Below are 17009 nucleotides of genomic sequence, written 5' to 3' on the forward strand. Positions count from 1 at the left end.
AATGTCGCAGCAACCGGACCAGTCCCCTGACGGGACGCCCGGCTCCGGGGAGCAGCGGGACCACGCAGCGCACTCGACCGCACCGAAGGAAAAGAAACGGGGTTTCGGCGCCTGGCTGCGTGAAGTCCTCACGATCGTGGTGATAGCCCTGGTGCTGTCCTTCCTGATCAAAACCTTCCTTTTCCGGGCGTTTTACATCCCCTCGGGGTCCATGGAAGAGACTCTGGAAATCAACGACCGGATTTTCGTCAACCTGCTGGTCCCTGAACCGATGGACCTGAACCGCGGCGACGTCGTGGTCTTCAAGGACACCAAGGGCTGGCTGCCGCAGACAGCGGAGAAGGAAACGAATCCGGTCAAGGAAGCCCTGACCTTTGTGGGCCTGCTCCCTGACGAGTCCCAGCAGCACCTGGTCAAGCGTGTCATCGGCACCGAAGGCGACCACGTGGTCTGCTGTGACGCCGACGGCAGGATCACCGTCAACGGCGAACCCCTGGACGAGCCCTACCTGTACCCCGGCGCCGCCCCCTCCGACATCCCCTTTGACGTGGTTGTCCCGGAGGGCAAGGTCTGGGTGATGGGGGACCACCGCAACGCTTCTGCGGACTCCCGCGAACACCAGTACGGTGAGGGCGGCGGTTTCGTAGACGTGGCGGACATTGAGGGCAAGGCCGTAGTGACGGCCTGGCCGCTGAACCGCGTCGGCGGGGTCAGCGATTATTCCGAGGTCTTCGAGGACGTTCCGGAACCGAGCGACAGCAAGTGAGTTCCACCGCCAAGCCGCCGACCCTTCGGCATGAGCGTACGTTCGCTGCCTCCGGGCACCGGATCCTGGCCGGCTGCGACGAAGTGGGCCGCGGCGCGCTGGCCGGACCCGTGTCCGTAGGGATGGTGGCCGTGGACCTGGCCACCGTCCGTTCGCTCAAGGGAGTGCGGGACAGCAAGCTGCTCTCCGTAGCCGACCGGAACACGCTGGTTCCGCAGATCAAGAAATGGGCCCTGGCCTGGGGGGTGGGCCATGCCAGTGCGGCGGAGATCGACCTGCACGGGTTGACCGTCGCCCTGCGTCTGGCCGGAACGCGCGCCTGGGACCAGGTGTGCTCAACGCTGCGCCCCGACGTCGTACTCCTTGACGGCAACTACAACTGGCTCTCGCCCGAGCGGCAGGGCAGCCTGTTCGACGATCCCGATGAACCGGCCGGAGGCTGCACGGCACCGGTGCACACCCGGATCAAGGCGGACATGCAGTGCCTGAGCGTGGCCGCCGCCAGTGTGCTGGCGAAGGTGGAACGCGACGCCATGATGGTAGAGTTTGCCGCTTCGAACCCGCACTATTCGTGGGAGATCAACAAGGGTTATGCCACCGAGTCGCACCGCGCGGCCATCGACGTCCACGGACCCACGCCGCTGCACCGCATGTCCTGGCGGCTGGGCTCCAAGCCCCGCCCGGGTGAACCGGTGCTGGAACCGGAAGACGACTTGAGCACAGTTGGGGGATGATAGGAACATGAGCGCCGAAGACCTTGAGAACTATGAAACGGACATGGAGCTCCAGCTGTACCGGGAGTACCGCGACGTCGTAGGCCTCTTCAGCTACGTGGTGGAAACCGAACGGCGCTTTTACCTGGCCAACCACGTGGACCTGCAGGCACGGTCCGCCGACGGCGAGATCTACTTCGACCTCACGCTGCAGGACGCATGGGTCTGGGACGTCTACCGGTCCGCACGGTTCGTCAAAAGCGTGCGGGTGATTACCTTCAAGGATGTCAACGTGGAGGAGCTCACCCGCAACGACGACCTCACACTGCCGAAGGCCGACGAACTGTAAGTTCCGCCTCTGCCTTCGCCCAGCTGACGGATGGGCTCCTTGGGTCATTCCGAGCGAGGCTGGAGATCCAGCCTTCAACCATTTTTCCCCGGTGGTTCAGCAGATACGGCACAGCGACCGGCTGCGGAAAACCGCAGCGCCAGACCGTCTTGTAGCTGCCGGTGTTTCCCGCATGTGCCTTCCACGTAACCACCTCCCAGTCCAGGTCCTCGAAGGCGTGCCCCACTGCCAGCCGGACCGCGCGGGACATCAGGCCGCGGCCCCGGTATTCCGGCGACGTGACGAACCCCAGCGAACCGGAGGCTGCGCCTTCGAAGCGCAGGTCGATGGTCCCTGCATAGCTGCCGCCGACGTCGAGCGCCCAGGACACCGCGTTTTCCTGCGGGACGCAGATAGCCTCCAGATACTGCTGCGCCATCTCCGGCGTGTAGTCCAGCGGAATGGTGGTCCACTGGACCGACAGGGGGTCAACGCAGCGTGCGTAGACGGTGTCGAGGTCGGCGGAGGCGTGCGGACGGAGCAGGAGGGTGTCGTCGCTGAGCAGCGGGATCTCGAAAGCCATCCCGACAGCCTAACGGGTGTACTGCGGACTTAGACTTAGCGTCATGCCCGAGTCCCGGCCCGGCTTCGATGCCAACCTCCGCCTGTACGCCCAGATGCAACCCGACGGGCCGTCACTGGCCCATCTCCTGTCCCTGCAGCAGGCGCTGCCGGACGGCACGCGGCTGGTGCCGCGGCCGCAGCTGCACCTGACGCTGATCCACTTCGGGAAGGTGCTGGACGTGCACCGGGCCATCAACGCCCAAACCGGCATTTCCCGTTCCGCCTACGAGCAGCTGCTCGCCGAATACATTGCCCGGACTGAGGCGCTGCTGCCCGCGGTTTCCTTCCGGCTGGAGCCTGCCGGGTTTGCCGGGTTCGGTACGCGGGGATCGACCCTGGTAGTGGAGTATCTGCCGACGCCGGAACTCACTTTGCTGCATCGGGAACTATACGGCGCGCTGCGTGGTTTCCTCGGCGCCGCCGGGATCCGGGACGCCGCAGCCTTCATGGCCGGTGATCCGAACTTTATGCATGCCGGAACCCTGCGCCCGCACATCTCCCTGGCGCGGGGATTCGCAGGCGACCTGCCCTCGCTGCCGCTGAAGTCCGTGACGCTGCAGCCGATGCCGGTGGTGTACCCCGGGCACTGATGGTGTCCGGGGTACACCTGCAGGTTACGGCTTAGGCCTTCCTGCGGCGGGCAATGACCACCAGTACGGCTCCCACAGCCAGAATGGCTGCGCCGGCAGCGGCAAGCCACATTCCGCCGGCACCCGTGTGGGCAAGCCCTGCATCAGGAACCCGGGGGCTGGGGTTGCCGGCAACCTGGACCCCGGGGTCCGTGGTGGCCGGGGCAGGCGGGGTGCCGTTCGAACCGGGCGGGGTTACCGAACCTGCCGGGGTCGTGGACGGGGTCGCGGACGGGGTGTCCGTAGGTGTCGGCGTCGGCGTGGGTTTCTGGGACGGGGTGTCCGTTGGTGTCGGCGTCGGCTTCTGGGACGGGGTGTCCGTTGGTGTCGGTGTCGGTGTCGGCGTCGGGGTCGCGGACGGGGTGTCCGTTGGCGTCGGCGTGGAAGCGCAATCGGGAACCGTCATCACCTCCTCAAGCTCCTGATGCTTGGAGTCCTTCAGCTTCGGATTCCCGGGGAAGGGCTCGGGATAAAGGAGGTGCGTCGGCCACTCATAAGCGTCTTCAAACTCGAGTACGTCTTGCTGGACGGCCCAGCCGGGACCGCATACCTCGAATGGAACCGAGGGGACCAGGGAGGATACATCGGTGAACCACTGGTGTCCGGGCTGCTTGGCAAGGAAGGTTTGTTTCCCCGAGTTGGTCCAGGCGGCCGGCTTCTCCGCGTCTACCTTCCGGTACAAGTAGATGCCTGTTTCCGTCACGGAAACCCCCGCCGAGGGAGACCCGCTCGGCGACGTGGTTGGGACAGTGTCCCCGGTCGCCGGCACGGCGGTGGCCAAAGCCGGCGCGCCGGTGACAATCGACAGCCCCGCTAAGGCTGCAAATCCTGCCACTACAGCGGTTGTATTTCGCTTGCGGTTTTGCATGATGTCCTTTGTGTGAGTCGAACATGGGCGTTAGCGTCGCCATCCTGTCCGGGCCGTCTCAGCGTTCCCCTACGGAATGACGCAGTTTCCCGGCAAGACCCGCTCAAATTCCGCTCCGGCTTCTATCTGCCCTTGGCCATACGGCGCCGGTGGTGTACCCGGGACCTTCAAAACGCTAAGGTCCTGCCTACGACCAGCGAGGAGAGTGTCATGGATACTGCGGGACGGGTTGCCCTGGTGACCGGAGGATCCGGCGGGATCGGAGCCGCTGTAGTCCGACGGCTCGCGTTGAACGGCTATTCCGTGGGTGTGCACTACGCACGGAATCGAGCGACAGCGGACGGGGTTGTTGCCGACGTTGCCGCCGAGGGGGGACATGCCTTGCCGTCGGCGGAGATGTGGGAGACGAGCCGGCGATGACTGCCGTGTTCGACGCCGTCGAGACAGCCTTCGGCGGTCTGGACGTGGTCGTCAACACCGCAGGCATCATGCTCCTTGCCCCCATCGCGGAGCTGGACCTGGCGGACCTGGACCGGATGCACCACACGAATATCCGGGGAACGTTCGTGGTGTCGCAGCAGGCGGCCCGCCGGGTGCGTCCTGGTGGAGCGATCATTAACTTCTCGACCACCGTCCGGCGCACCCAATACCCCGGCTACGGCGCCTACGTAGCCAGCAAGGCTGCGGTGGAAGGGATGACGCTGATCCTGGCGCGGGAACTGCGTGGACGGGACATCACGGTCAACGCGGTGGCGCCCGGGCCGACAGCTACGGCGTTGTTCCTGGACGGCAAGGACGAGGCCACCGTTGCCCGGCTGGCTGAGGCGGCGCCGCTTGGACGCCTGGGCCAGCCGGATGACATCGCCGAAACCGTCGCCTTCCTTGCCGGGCCGGGGCGCTGGGTCAACGGCCAGGTGGTTTACGCCAACGGGGGACTGGCCTGAACTTCTGTTCCTCCACACTCAGGGTCCGGTGCTCCGCGGCGGAAACTTCCTCCACAGGCCGGTAGTTCCCGGGTGACCGGCCCGGCGGGCTTCAGCCAACGTGGTGGACATGAAAGCCAAAGACATCCTGGGAAGCCGCGGAGAAGAACTGGCGGCGCGCTACCTGACCGAAGCCGGGCTTCGCATCATCGACCGGAACTGGCGGTGTCCCGAGGGCGAGATCGACCTGGTCGCAGTGGACGGCGCCACCCTGGTGGTGGTCGAAGTGAAAACGCGTTCCTCGGTGGACTTCGGGCACCCCTTCGAAGCGATCGGACAGGATAAGGTCGCCCGCCTCTACCTGCTGGCGGGCGCCTGGGCCAGGGCCAACAGCCGATACTTTACCCACCGCCGGATCGACGCAGTTTCGATTCTTGACGACGGCACCAATCCTCCTGTTGTGGAGCATCTGCGGGGGATTTCCTGATGGGGCTCGGACGGACCTACGGGGTAGGGCTTGTCGGCCTGCGGGGCAGGATCGTGGAGATTGAAGCCGACATCGGCCAGTCCCTGCCGTCCTTCATCCTGCTGGGGCTGCCGGATGCCTCCCTGAACGAGGCTCGCGACCGGGTGAAGTCAGCGGCAAAGAACGCCGGACTCCCGCTGAGCCGGCGCCGCATCACAGTCAATCTGATGCCGGCGGATGTACCGAAGCACGGCTCCGGCTTCGACCTGGCCATTGTTGTGGCCGCACTCTGCGCCGGGGGCGTATTGAGAACTCCGGGCCGGTGCGTCTTCCTGGCAGAACTCGGCCTGGACAGCAGGCTTCGGCCGATCCGGGGCATCCTTCCGGCTGTTATGGCCGCGGTTGCCGCCGGCTACACGGACTTCGCCGTGGCGGCGGAGAACGCAGAGGAGGCGGCACTGGTTCCCACAGCCCGCGTGCGTGGATACTCCTGCCTGGCCGAGGTAGCCGCCGACCTCGGCGCCGACCCCGAGCAGCTCAGTTTTCCGCTGCCGGTGGCCCGTACAGGCGAAGATCCGGAACACGAAGAGGGTGCAGTTGAATCCCGGATTCCCGACCTCGCTGACGTGGCAGGGCAGGCAGAGGCCCGCTTCGCTGTCGAGGTCGCCGCGGCGGGAGCACACCATCTGCTGATGACCGGGCCGCCGGGGGCGGGAAAGACCATGCTGGCTGAACGGCTGCCCGGCATCCTGCCGGACCTTTCCGATGACCAGGCAATGGAAGTCACTGCCATCCATTCCCTCGCCTGGCAGGGACGCCACTGCCGCCAACTGCTCCGCAGGCCCCCGTTCGAGAGTCCGCACCACACCGCGTCTACAGCAGCGGTGATCGGCGGCGGTTCAGGCATTCCGCGCCCCGGTGCTGCCTCCCGTGCCCACCGCGGCGTGTTGTTCCTCGATGAAGCGCCCGAGTACGAGCGGCGGGTACTGGACGGCCTGCGCCAGCCGCTGGAGAGCGGCGAGCTAGTCCTGCACCGGGCGGCGGGTACAGCCGTGTATCCGGCGCGTTTCCAGCTGGTCCTTGCCGCCAATCCCTGTCCCTGCGGACTCGCCACCGGTAAGGGAATCGAGTGCACCTGCACCTCCACGCAGCGGCGACGGTATTTCAGCCGGCTTTCCGGTCCGCTGCTGGATCGGGTGGACCTGCAGCTCTCGGTTCAGCGTGTCTCCCTGGTCGACTACTTCGCAGCAGAGACTGCGGAGGCCAGCTCTACGGTGGCGGCACGCGTGCAGGAGGCTCGGCGGCTTCAACGGGAACGGCTGGCGCCGCTGGGATGTGAAACCAACGCCGAGGTTCCCGGCACCTTGCTGCGGGGCACCCTGCGGCCGCCGAGCAAAGCGACTTCGGCACTGGACAGGGCCATGGACCGCCAGTTGCTGACGGCACGGGGCTACGACCGGGTGCTGCGCGTGGCCTGGACCGTCGCCGATCTCGCCGGGCACGGGAGCCCGGACGCCGACGACGTCGGACAGGCCCTCGCCTTCCGCCGGCAGGGAGCGGCGGCATGAGTAATGATGAGGCGCTTCTCGCACGGGCGGCGTTGTCGAGACTGTTCGAACCCTCGGATGCTGTGGGCCTTGCCCTCGTGGCAGCGGCCGGTCCGGTCCACGCGCTGCAGATCGCCACCGGAGCGGTGGACCCGCCGCCGGATCTTGCCGCCGAAACGGCACGGTTGCTGTCCCCGGGCGGCAGCCAGGGAAGCGCCCTGGCAGAGGGGCTTCAACGGTGGGCACCGCGGGTAGCTGATCTGGCCCCGGACCGGGACCTGGGTGCGATCCGCCGTATGGGAGGGGAACTCCTCGTTCCGGAGGATCCCCGTTGGCCCGAGTCGTTGCGACACCTGCAGATGGAGATGCCTCTGTGTCTCTGGGTACGGGGAGACCTGGGGCGGGGCCTGCCGGAACTTGACCGGACCGTGGCGCTCGTGGGTTCCCGGGATGCCACCGGATACGGGCTGTCCATCGCGGGGGACATTTCGGCGGGACTCGCCAACCGCGGGTACACCGTTGTCTCCGGGGGTGCCTACGGAATCGACGCGCAGGCACATCGTGCCGCGCTCGCATCTGCAGCCGCAGGAACCACGGCCACGATAGCGGTCATGGCCTGCGGTGCGGACCGGTTCTACCCGGCCGGCAACGAGGACCTGCTTCGCACCGTCGCGGAGCGCGGACTGGTGGTGTCCGAAGTGCCGCCGGGATCGGCGCCCACCCGCTGGAGGTTCCTGCAACGGAACCGGATCATTGCTGCGCTGAGTGCCGTCACCGTGGTGGTGGAGGCCCGGTGGAGGTCCGGCGCGTTGAACACCGCCCATCATGCTGCCGGGTTGGGACGGGAAGTCGGTGCGGTGCCCGGATCCGTGTACTCGGCCAACTCCGCCGGATGCCACCGGCTGCTGCGCGACGGCAGTGCGGTCTGCGTGACCGATGCCCAGGAAGTCGTGGAACTGGCCGGGCCGCTCCGTGCTGTCCTGCCGGGAGAACCGAACGACATCGGCGGACGGGCAGGGGACAGTCCGGCAGGGGACCGCCGCGCAGATCACGACGGACTGTCCGTGGAGGACCTGCTGCTGCTGGATGCGCTGCCGGTGCGCAGCGGATCGACCATCGAAAAACTGGCCTCCGTCGCGGGGCTGTCCCTGCAAGGGGTGCGCGCCGGGCTGGCACGGCTGGAACTGGAGGGACTCGCCGTACGGACCGAACCGGACCAGTGGCGCCGAGGCCGCCACTAGCAGCAACGACATTTCCACTACCCGAACAACCCAGGAAGGACATCATCATGCTCACTCACAAGATAGTCACCTCACCGATTGGGGTGCTCACCCTGGTCGCCTTGGACGGCGTCCTTTCCACGGTCCGGCTCGGGCCGCCCGCCGTGGCTGCAGGGGCAGGGACACCGTACGGCATTGCGGCGGAAGACGGCTTCGAGGATGTCGAACGCCAACTGACGGAGTACTTCGAGGGCCGGCGCTGCTGTTTCAACGTAGACACCAACCCGCAGGGAACCGAGTTCCAGCGCAGGGTATGGGAGCAGGTCTCGGGCATCGGCTACGGCAGGACGGCAAGCTACAAGCAGCTGGCGGTCCTGCTGGGTGACGCTGCCAAGGCTCGAAGCGTGGGGGCGGCATTGGCCCATAACCCGTTGAACCTGGTTGTGCCCACCCACCGCGTGGTAGGGTCCCGCGGCGCGCTGACCGGATACTCGGGCGGCGTTGATGCGAAGCGGTACCTGCTGGAGCTGGAGCAGGCACCGCAGACAGAACACCTGCGGCGGAACTGCCTGCGTGCCGACAGCGTGCCTGCTTGAACGCCGGCACCAAAGAGAGAACAGTAAAGAGGTGACATCAAAGGGAGCAGCAGACAGAACTGCGTGGCCGGCGGAATTCCGTTCCGCCCTGGAGGGCTTCTGCCGGTATTTGACGGCAGAGCGTGGACGCTCCGAACACACCGTCCGGGCCTACGAATCGGATGTGTCGAAGCTGCTCGACTATGCCCTCGGCGCCGGAGCAGGCTCGCTTCAGGAACTGGACCTGGGTATCCTGCGCGGCTGGCTGGGTGAACTCAGTGCCGGGGGACAGGCCCGTTCCACGCTGGCCCGCCGCGCCGCCACGGCGCGCAGCTTCACCAACTGGGCCCTGCGCGAGGAACTCATCAGTGAGAATCCGGCCCTGCGGCTGAAGGCACCGAAGAAGGAAAAGACCCTTCCCGGCGTACTGCGGAGCAGCCAGCTGGATGACCTGTTCGAAACCCTGCAGGCGGCTGCCGCCGAGGGCGAACCCGTGGCGCTGCGGGACCGCGCAATGGTCGAACTGCTCTACGCCACGGGCATCCGGGTGGGAGAGCTGGCCGGTCTGGACGTCGACGACCTCGATCCGGACCGCAGGACACTCACGGTGCTGGGCAAGGGCAACAAGGAACGCACGGTGCCTTACGGCCTGCCGGCTGCCCTCGCGGTGGATGACTGGCTGCGCCGCGGCCGCCCGTCGATGGTGACCGGGGACAGCGGTCCGGCATTGTTCCTGGGCAAACGGGGCGGACGAGTGGACCAGCGACAGGTCCGCAGCGTGGTCGCCGTCCTCCTGGAAGCCATGCCGGACACCTCCGCCTCCGGGCCGCACGCCCTCCGCCACTCCGCGGCCACCCACCTGCTCGACGGCGGTGCCGACCTGCGTGCCGTGCAGGAAATCCTGGGCCACTCGTCCCTTGCCACCACGCAGCTTTACACGCACGTCTCAGTGGCCAGGTTGCGCCAGAGCTACAGCCAGGCACACCCGCGCGCCTAGGGCCGGCCGACCCGACTCCCGGCCGCCCAACGCCGGCGGTCAGCACCGGCTGCACCGCCCGGCCTTCCGTGCTGCAGCGGCTCAAAAGGCTACATTGGCGCATCGACGTAACTTACGGCACAATGAGGGACAGCGGACACATATGGCTCGATATCCGTCCATGCAGCAGCAGGTCGTTGGGGAAGACGTACCTACAGCTATGGAGGATGGAATGTCTGTTGTGATGGCGCGCGGCGTACTGTTTGTGCACTCTGCCCCTTCCGCGTTGTGCCCCCATATTGAGTGGGCCATCGGATCCGTCGTGGAAAAGCGAACGGATCTTCAGTGGACCCCTCAGCCGGCTGCGCCCGGAATGGTACGGGCTGAAATCGCCTGGACCGGACCGCAGGGCACCGGTTCCCTGCTCGCGTCCGCGCTGCGCGGCTGGGCACACCTCCGGTACGAGGTGACGGAGGAACAGAGCCCCGGAGCCGACGGCAGCCGCTGGGCACACACCCCTGAGCTGGGCATCTTCCATGCTGCGACCGATGTGCACGGTAACATCATGATTTCCGAGAACCGCATCCGTTACGCCTATGAAAACGGCGCCGGCGACCCGTCGGCTGTCTACCACGAACTCTCACTCGCCCTGGGCGAAGCCTGGGACGAAGAGCTGGAGCCGTTCCGGCACGCGGCCGACGGTGCCCCAGTGCGCTGGCTGCACCAGGTAGGCTAGTTCCTCAAAACTCCATAGCTAAACAAACAGGCGTGCGGGGCCCCCGGGGGGGCGGCGCCCGGGGGTTTGGAGAGAATGCTTTTTGGGGAGGGGCGGAGGGCGTGGATAGTCCACAACCCCCCCCACTAACACCCCCCCGGCGCCCGGCCCCCGGGGGCCCCGCACGCCTGTTTGTTGCAAACGAAGGATTTAGCGGCTGCGCAGTACGGCGACGGCGTTGTGCCCGCCGAAGCCGAAGGAGTTGCTCAGCGCGACGATGTCTCCGCCGCGCAGCTGGCGGCTGGAGGTCACGACGTCGAGCGGGATCTCCGGATCCTGGTTGTCCAGGTTGATCGTTGCCGGCGCCTGGCGTTCGTAGACCGCCAAAGCCGTCAGGACGGCCTCGACTGCACCCGAGGCGCCCAGCAGGTGGCCCATCTGCGACTTGGTGGCAGACACGGCAACACCGTCGAGGGCACTGCCCAGGGCAGCCTTCAGCGCAGTGTATTCGGGCTTGTCGCCCACCGGGGTGGACGTGGCATGCGCGTTCACGTGGACTACGTCCTCGGCCTGCGCCCGGGCATCAAAGAGAGCAGACTTCAGGGCCCGGGTGGCGCCGAGGCCCTCGGGGTCCGGTGCGGTGATGTGGTACGCGTCGGCGGTGACGGCCGTGCCGGCGAGCTCGGCGTAAATCCGCGCGCCGCGGGCCAAGGCGTGCTCTTCGCTTTCGAGCACCAGCGCACCGGCACCCTCACCCATCACGAAGCCGTCACGGTCCTTGTCATAGGGGCGGGAGGCACGCTGGGGATCATCGTTGCGCTTGGACAGGGCCTGCATGGAGGCAAAGGACGCCAGGGGCATCGGGTGGATGCAGGCTTCCGCGCCGCCGGCGACGACGATGTCGGCCTTGCCGGAGCGGATCATGTCCAGGCCCTGGTGGAGGGCCTCGGTTCCGGAGGCGCAGGCGGAGACGGGCGTGTGGGCGCCGGCACGGGCACCCAGGTCGAGGCTGACCGCGGCGGACGGGCCGTTGGGCATCAGCATCGGAACGGTCATGGGAAGTACCCGCCGCGGGCCCTTTTCACGCAGGGTGTCCCAGGCGTCGAGCAGGGTCCAGATGCCGCCGATGCCGGTGGCGAAGGAGACGGCAAGCCGGTCATGGTCAACGTCTGCGAGGCCGGAATCGGCCCAGGCTTCGCGTGCCGCGACGACGGCGAACTGCGTAGAAGGGTCCATCCGCTTGGCTTCGACGCGGGAAAGGACTTCCGAAGCGGGAGTGGTGGCACGCGCGGCGAAGGTCACGGGCAGGGAGTACTTCTCCACCCATTCATCTTCGAGGGTACGGGCGCCGGAGACACCCTGCAGTGCGTTCTTCCACATGGTTGGAACGTCCCCGCCGATGGGCGTGGTCGCTCCGAGGCCTGTGATGACTACTTTGCGGGCCATGATTCACTCTCTTGAAGCAGTTGCAGGTGCTGGTTCCGGCGGTACCGGGCGGCCGCCGCCAGGCAGCGGCCGCCGGAAGGTTAAGCCTGGGCGTTGGAGATGAAGTCCACGGCGTCGCCGACGGTCTTCAGGTTCTTGACCTCTTCGTCCGGGATGCGCACGCCGAACTTCTCTTCGGCGTTGACGACGATGGTCATCATGGAAATGGAGTCGATGTCCAGGTCATCGGTGAAGGACTTGTCCAGCTCAACGGCCTCGGGGGCCAGACCCGTCTCTTCATTGACGATCTCGGCGAGGCCGGCCAGGATTTCTTCGTTGCTAGCCATGTTGGCTCCTTTTCTTGTAGTGCCGGTACGGGACCGGTCCGGTTTTCCAACCGCCGAAGCGGTGTGGTTCTGTGGGCTGCACCGGCTTAGCCGGCACTGCGGGCAATGGGGCTAAGGGAGGACAACTACCTGCGCGCCGAACACGAGGCCGGCACCGAAGCCGATCTGCAGCGACAGCTTGCCGCTCAGTTCCGGGTGCTCCTGCAGCAGGCGGTAGGTGGCCAGGGGAATCGATGCAGCCGAGGTGTTTCCCGCGTCGGCAATGTCCCGGGCAATAATGACCGACTCGGGCAGCTTCAACTGCTTCGCCATTTCGTCAATGATGCGCATGTTGGCCTGGTGCGGCACGAAGGCGGACAGGTCCTCGGCGGTGATCCCGGCGGCGTCGAGCGCCTGCTGGGCAGCCTTGGCCATCTCCCAGACGGCCCAGCGGAAGACCGTCTGGCCGTCCTGGCGCAGGGTGGGCCAGAGTTTGGTTTCCCGGCCGGAGAGGTCCGCGGGGCTCATGCCGCCGTCGGCCTCGGCAGCGAGGGAGAGTTCACGGACGTCCAGCATGGAGTGGGTCATGCCGATGGCACCGGACTTGCTGCCGTCGGAGCCCCAGACGGAGGGCGCGATGCCGGGGGTGTCGGAAGGTCCTACGACGACGGCGCCGGCACCGTCGCCGAGCAGGAAGGAGATGGTGCGCTCGGTGTTGTCGATGAAGTCGGAAAGCTTCTCCACGCCGATGACCAGCACGTAGTCGGCGGCGCCGGAGCGGACCAGCGCGTCTGCCTGGGCGATGCCGTAGCAGTACCCGGCGCAGGCGGCCGAAACGTCGTAGGCCGGTGCCGGCGTTGCGCCCAGCCGCTCGGTGATCTGGGTGGCGGCCGAAGGCGTCGCGTAGGGGTGAGTCACCGTGGAGACGATGACGGCGCCGAGCTGCGACCCCTCGATGCCTGCGTTCTTCAGTGCTTCACGGCCGGCGGCCTCGGCCATGTCCACCACGGACGTGCCCTTGTCCGCACGGTGCCGGGTCACGATGCCCGTGCGCTGGCGGATCCATTCGTCGGAGGAATCGATCCACTGGCAGACGTCGTCGTTGCTCACAATGACGTCGGGGCGGAAGGCGCCGATGCCGTGGATCCGGCTGAATTCGTTGACGGGGGACTGCTTCAGGGTGGGCGTGCTCACGCGTTACCTTCTCCGGTTGTTGCTGCCGTTCCGGAATGCTCACGGATGAACTCCCGGGCAGCGGTTAGATCTTCTGGGGATTTCAGGGCCAGTGTGGGGATGCCCTTCATGCCGCGGCGTGCCAGTCCGGTGAGGGTTCCTGCCGGCGGCAGTTCCAGCACGCCGGTCACGCCCATGCCGAGCATGTTCTCCATGCAGAGGTCCCACCGTACCGGGCGGGAAACCTGCGCGATGAGGCTGTCAAGGTTGGCATCACCGGACACCACTGCGGCGCCGTCGCGGTTGGACAGCAGCGTGGCCAGCGGCGCCTGCGGGGTGAGGGAGGGGCGCAGTGCTTCCAGGACAGTGACGGCGGGCGCCATGTGGGAGGTGTGGAACGCGCCGGCGACCTTCAGCGGAATAACCCGCGCCTTGGCCGGCGGTGCCGCGGTGAGTACTTCAAGCTGGTTGTGCGTTCCGGCGGCTACAATCTGCCCGCCGCCGTTGGCGTTCGCCGCCGTCAGCCCTGCGGCTTCCAGCACGGCCGCCACGTCGTCGGGGTCCCCGCCGAGGATGGCGCTCATGCCCGTGGGCTCCACTGCTGCGGCGCGTGCCATGGCATTGGCCCGTTCCCGGACAAACACCAGTGCGTCGTTTTCCGGCAGGGCACCGGCAATGGCGGAGGCCGTGATCTCGCCGACGGAGTGGCCGGCGAGGACGGTGGAGGATGTCAGTGCCGAGGGGTCCAGCAGCAGCCGGGCGGCCATCAGGCCGGCGGCCACGATCAGGGGCTGGGCGACGGCGGTGTCCTTGATGGTTTCCTCGTCGGAGACCGTGCCGTGGGCGATGAGGTCCAGGCCGGCGACGTCGCTCAGTGCGGAAAGATGATCACGGACGCCGGGCAGTTCCAGCCACGGCGAGAGGAATCCTGGCGTTTGGGACCCCTGGCCGGGGCAGACGATTGCAAGCACGTATACAGCTTTCCAAAGATAGGGGACGGTACCGGGTGTTTGCGTAGACCAAGCTCCCCGGACGGCTTTGTAGGAAGTCTACAAGCCGACGACGGCGTCCGGGCAAGGTTCAGGGGCGGACGGCGGGCTTCTCGGGGGCTGCTTTTCCTGCAGGTGCCAGGCGCCCAACCACCAATGCGGTCTGCAGCACGAACGCTTCGCGGGGCAGCATCGGGTCCCATCCGGTGACATCGCAGACCCGCCGCAGCCGGTAGCGGACCGTATTGGCATGGACAAAGAGTTCACGTGCCGTGGCCTCCAGGGAGTGGCCCAGCGAGAGGTACGCACTAAGGGTCTCGGCGAGGCCGTTGGAGGCACCCAGCAGGGGAGTGTAGATGCTTTCCACCAGGGCCCGGCGTGCAGTGTCATCACCGGACATCACCCGCTCGGGCCACAGATCATCAGCGGCCACCGGGCGTGGTGCAGCCGGCCAGGCGCGGGCGGCGGTAAGCCCGGCAAACGCGGCCTGTGCGGACGGGCCTGCCTCGACAAGGGAGGGTGCGGGCGGGCCGTACACCACCGGGCCCGGGCCGAAGAGTTCGGACAGGCGGGTGTAGGAGAAAGCCTTGTCCTCCAGTCCGCCCAGGACCAGGATCAGCCGCTCGCCCTGGATCCCCACGAGGGTGTCTTCGGCCAGCCGGCCGGTGGCCCGGCGGAGTTCATTGACGAACGTGGCGTTGGCTTCGGCAGGAGAGCCGCCCACCATAACGGTGACCGGTGCCGCCGACGTCCAGCCGACGGCGGCAATCCGGGAGCGCAGCGCGTCGGAACTCTCGCCGCGCAGGATGGCGTCGACAACAAGGGCCTCCAGTCGGGTGTCCCAGGCGCCGCGCGTTTCGGCCGCACGGGCATAGACGTCTGCGGCGGCGAAGGCCACTTCACGCGAATAGCGAAGCACCGCTTCGCGCAGCTTGGACTGGACCTCGCTGCCGGCGAGCTCCGGCACCCGGTCCTCGACCACCTGCACCACCACCCGGATCAGCTGAAGGGCCTTCTGCAGGCTGATCGAGCGGGTGAGCTCGGTTGGAGCGGTGCCGAAGACGTCGCTGAGCACCCATGCGGGTGAGGCAGGACGCTGGTACCAGTTCACGAAGGACGCGATGCCCTTCTGTGCAACCATTCCCAGCGCGGAGCGCTCGTCCGGGCGCAGCCCCCGGTACCACGGCAGGGAAATGTCCAGCTGCTGCAGGGTGGCAGTCGAAAGCCTGCCGATATTCGCTTTCAGGCGCTCGACGGTGGGCAGGTCTGCTTCCGGCGGCGCTGAGGCAGCGGACGTATTGGGACGCACTGGCATACCTGCGAGCTTACGGCCTGCAGGGGTGAACCGCTATTTTGTGTGAAGGCTACAACTTGGCTAGGCGGGCAGCTTGGGCTTCACATCGTTTGTGTAGATGCCTTCCAATGTTGCGGTCAGTTCCGTCAGGACGGTTTTCACATCGGCCTGTTCCGTGAGGATCCGGCCGGCCGCCTTGGCGATTTCCTGGTCCGCTCCGGGCAGGAACACCCGGGCATAGTCCTGGTTCCGGGTGACGGCCAGCTGGTCGATGGCCGTTTGGATCTGCGGCGTCGCAGCCAGCACCTGCGTCATGTCCGCGGACTTGCGCACCGGCATGTAGCCCGTGGCCGCGGAGAACGCTGCGGTGTTTTCCGGGGAGGTCAGGAACTTCAGGAAAGTCGCGGCGGAGAGCTGCTGCTCGGGGCTGATGTCCTTCGGAATGCCCAGGCCGGCGCCGCCCGTGGGGCAGACACCGGTCAGTTCCCGGCTGCCGCCGGGCATGAATCCCACGCCGACGTCGAACGTTGCCGTCTTGAGCACACCCACCAGGTTCCCGGTGGAACCCACAGCCGCAGAGACGGCACCTGCCGCCATGTCGGCCGTGGCGTCCTTGGAAGACACTCCCGCCCAGGCATTCTTATAGACGGTGTCCTGGACCTGCTGGATGGCGGTGACGGCCTCGGCCGAGTCAGCCGTAATGGTCCACTCGTCACTCCAGGCGGCTCCCTCTCCCCAAAGCTGGTTCTGCAGGGTCCAGCCCGCATAATCAATCAAGGCCGGGTGCTGGTAGACGTTCTGGATGCCGGGCACCGCCGCCTTGATCTTCGGCGCCCACTCCGAAAACTCCTGCCAGGTCTCCGGTGCCCGGTTGGGCAGGCCGGCGGCGGCCCAGTGGTCCTTGTTGTAGTAGAAGAGGGGAGTGGAGCGGGCAAACGGAACGGCCCACTGCCGCCCGTCATACTCATAGTCGCTGAACAGCTGGTCCCGGTAGTCGGCGGTGTCGAAGTCCAACTGTTCCATCAGCGCGTTCAGCGGGATGATGGAATCGTTGAGGAAATAGCGGAACCACCAGACGTCGGAGAAAATGACGATTGCGGGGAGGTCGCCGCCCTGCTGGGTGGTCTGGAACTTCTGGGCCACCTCTTCGTAGTTGGATCCCGCGCTCACCATGTTCACGCGGATCTCGCTCTGGGAAGCGTGGAACTTCTCGATGATCTCGGTTTCAATCGCCTCGGACTGGCCCGGGTGGCTGGACCAGAAGGTGATCTCCGGGGCGGGGGTCACGCCGCTGAAGTCGAGTTCGTCCTCCTCGACGGGGGTGTCCGTTTCCGTGGACGGTCCGCCGCAGGCCGCCAGGGCGGCCGCAGAGGCGCCGGCTGCACTCAGGGACAGGAACAGACGGCGGTTGAAGGCCGGTTTGGATGCTGTTGACATGGAATGCCTTTCTGG

Annotated in this window: 20 protein-coding genes; 12 read left to right on the forward strand and 8 right to left on the reverse strand. The window is 66.7% G+C overall.

Annotated elements, in window-relative coordinates; all coding sequences use genetic code 11:
- The first annotated feature begins 1 nt into the window (after position 1).
- Genes lepB through NNX38_RS07275 form a run of 3 tightly spaced genes read left to right on the forward strand, consistent with a single transcriptional unit; the run spans position 2 to position 1828 of the window.
- Positions 2-766, forward strand: coding sequence for a signal peptidase I (gene lepB / locus NNX38_RS07265; RefSeq protein WP_229951602.1), 765 nt, complete (start codon positions 2-4; stop codon positions 764-766).
- Entirely contained in the window at positions 763-1500 is a 738-nt protein-coding gene (locus tag NNX38_RS07270) for a ribonuclease HII (protein ID WP_255797393.1), read from the forward strand. The genes lepB and NNX38_RS07270 overlap by 4 nt, the downstream gene beginning before the upstream one ends.
- A gap of 7 nt (positions 1501-1507) precedes the next feature.
- On the forward strand, positions 1508-1828 hold the full coding sequence (locus tag NNX38_RS07275) for a DUF2469 domain-containing protein (protein WP_227901490.1): 321 nt from the start codon (positions 1508-1510) through the stop codon (positions 1826-1828).
- Here NNX38_RS07275 and NNX38_RS07280 read toward each other — a convergent pair.
- Complete coding sequence (locus tag NNX38_RS07280; RefSeq protein ID WP_255797394.1) at positions 1800-2390, reverse strand: GNAT family N-acetyltransferase; 591 nt, start codon at positions 2388-2390, stop codon at positions 1800-1802. The genes NNX38_RS07275 and NNX38_RS07280 overlap by 29 nt on opposite strands.
- Before the next feature lie 43 nt (positions 2391-2433).
- On the opposite strand from NNX38_RS07280, the gene NNX38_RS07285 reads away from it, so the two are divergent.
- On the forward strand, positions 2434-3021 hold the full coding sequence (locus NNX38_RS07285; protein WP_255797395.1) for a 2'-5' RNA ligase family protein: 588 nt from the start codon (positions 2434-2436) through the stop codon (positions 3019-3021).
- Positions 3022-3052: 31 nt separating this feature from the next.
- Here the strand turns inward: NNX38_RS07285 and NNX38_RS16905 are convergent, their stop codons facing one another.
- Complete coding sequence (locus NNX38_RS16905) at positions 3053-3895, reverse strand: LPXTG cell wall anchor domain-containing protein (RefSeq protein ID WP_255797396.1); 843 nt, start codon at positions 3893-3895, stop codon at positions 3053-3055.
- A gap of 243 nt (positions 3896-4138) precedes the next feature.
- On the opposite strand from NNX38_RS16905, the gene NNX38_RS07295 reads away from it, so the two are divergent.
- The 8 genes from NNX38_RS07295 to NNX38_RS07330 all read left to right on the forward strand — a co-directional run bounded on the left by NNX38_RS07295 (position 4139) and on the right by NNX38_RS07330 (position 10371).
- Positions 4139-4348 carry an SDR family NAD(P)-dependent oxidoreductase gene (locus tag NNX38_RS07295; protein ID WP_255797397.1) on the forward strand — a complete coding sequence of 70 codons (210 nt, stop codon included), beginning with the start codon at positions 4139-4141 and terminating at the stop codon, positions 4346-4348.
- Complete coding sequence (locus NNX38_RS07300; RefSeq protein WP_255797398.1) at positions 4327-4872, forward strand: SDR family oxidoreductase; 546 nt, start codon at positions 4327-4329, stop codon at positions 4870-4872. The genes NNX38_RS07295 and NNX38_RS07300 overlap by 22 nt, the downstream gene beginning before the upstream one ends.
- Positions 4873-4972: 100 nt before the next feature.
- Positions 4973-5338 (forward strand): YraN family protein, encoded by a 366-nt coding sequence (locus tag NNX38_RS07305; protein ID WP_255797399.1) that lies wholly within the window; start codon positions 4973-4975, stop codon positions 5336-5338.
- Positions 5338-6885 carry a YifB family Mg chelatase-like AAA ATPase gene (locus tag NNX38_RS07310; RefSeq protein ID WP_255797400.1) on the forward strand — a complete coding sequence of 516 codons (1548 nt, stop codon included), beginning with the start codon at positions 5338-5340 and terminating at the stop codon, positions 6883-6885. Before NNX38_RS07305 ends, NNX38_RS07310 begins: the two co-directional genes overlap by 1 nt.
- The gene (gene dprA / locus NNX38_RS07315) at positions 6882-8105 is read left to right on the forward strand and encodes a DNA-processing protein DprA (protein ID WP_255797401.1); all 1224 of its coding nucleotides are present in this window, start codon (positions 6882-6884) and stop codon (positions 8103-8105) included. Before NNX38_RS07310 ends, dprA begins: the two co-directional genes overlap by 4 nt.
- Positions 8106-8152: 47 nt before the next feature.
- Positions 8153-8680: a methylated-DNA--[protein]-cysteine S-methyltransferase gene (locus tag NNX38_RS07320; RefSeq protein ID WP_255797402.1), complete on the forward strand. Its 528-nt coding sequence runs from the start codon at positions 8153-8155 to the stop codon at positions 8678-8680.
- Between the two features lie 31 nt (positions 8681-8711).
- A complete protein-coding gene (locus tag NNX38_RS07325) occupies positions 8712-9656 on the forward strand; it encodes a tyrosine recombinase XerC (RefSeq protein WP_255797403.1) in 945 nt (314 codons plus the stop codon).
- A 211-nt stretch (positions 9657-9867) separates the two neighbouring features.
- Positions 9868-10371, forward strand: coding sequence for a DUF3145 domain-containing protein (locus tag NNX38_RS07330; protein WP_227923692.1), 504 nt, complete (start codon positions 9868-9870; stop codon positions 10369-10371).
- A 189-nt stretch (positions 10372-10560) separates the two neighbouring features.
- Here the strand turns inward: NNX38_RS07330 and fabF are convergent, their stop codons facing one another.
- The 6 genes from fabF to NNX38_RS07360 form a co-directional block, all read right to left on the reverse strand.
- On the reverse strand, positions 10561-11796 hold the full coding sequence (gene fabF, locus NNX38_RS07335; protein ID WP_255797404.1) for a beta-ketoacyl-ACP synthase II: 1236 nt from the start codon (positions 11794-11796) through the stop codon (positions 10561-10563).
- An 80-nt stretch (positions 11797-11876) separates the two neighbouring features.
- The gene (locus NNX38_RS07340; RefSeq protein ID WP_055240832.1) at positions 11877-12122 is read right to left on the reverse strand and encodes an acyl carrier protein; all 246 of its coding nucleotides are present in this window, start codon (positions 12120-12122) and stop codon (positions 11877-11879) included.
- Between the two features lie 111 nt (positions 12123-12233).
- Entirely contained in the window at positions 12234-13295 is a 1062-nt protein-coding gene (locus NNX38_RS07345; protein WP_255797406.1) for a beta-ketoacyl-ACP synthase III, read from the reverse strand.
- Entirely contained in the window at positions 13292-14245 is a 954-nt protein-coding gene (locus NNX38_RS07350; protein ID WP_255797407.1) for an ACP S-malonyltransferase, read from the reverse strand. The genes NNX38_RS07345 and NNX38_RS07350 overlap by 4 nt, the downstream gene beginning before the upstream one ends.
- 109 nt (positions 14246-14354) lie before the next feature.
- Positions 14355-15578 (reverse strand): CdaR family transcriptional regulator, encoded by a 1224-nt coding sequence (locus NNX38_RS07355; RefSeq protein ID WP_255797408.1) that lies wholly within the window; start codon positions 15576-15578, stop codon positions 14355-14357.
- A gap of 60 nt (positions 15579-15638) precedes the next feature.
- Positions 15639-16994, reverse strand: a complete 1356-nt coding sequence (locus NNX38_RS07360) for an ABC transporter substrate-binding protein (protein WP_255797409.1) — start codon at positions 16992-16994, stop codon at positions 15639-15641.
- Positions 16995-17009 lie beyond the last annotated feature (15 nt).

The sequence above is a fragment of the Arthrobacter sp. zg-Y238 genome, from assembly GCF_024385525.1.
Taxonomy (GTDB): domain Bacteria; phylum Actinomycetota; class Actinomycetes; order Actinomycetales; family Micrococcaceae; genus Arthrobacter_B; species Arthrobacter_B jinronghuae.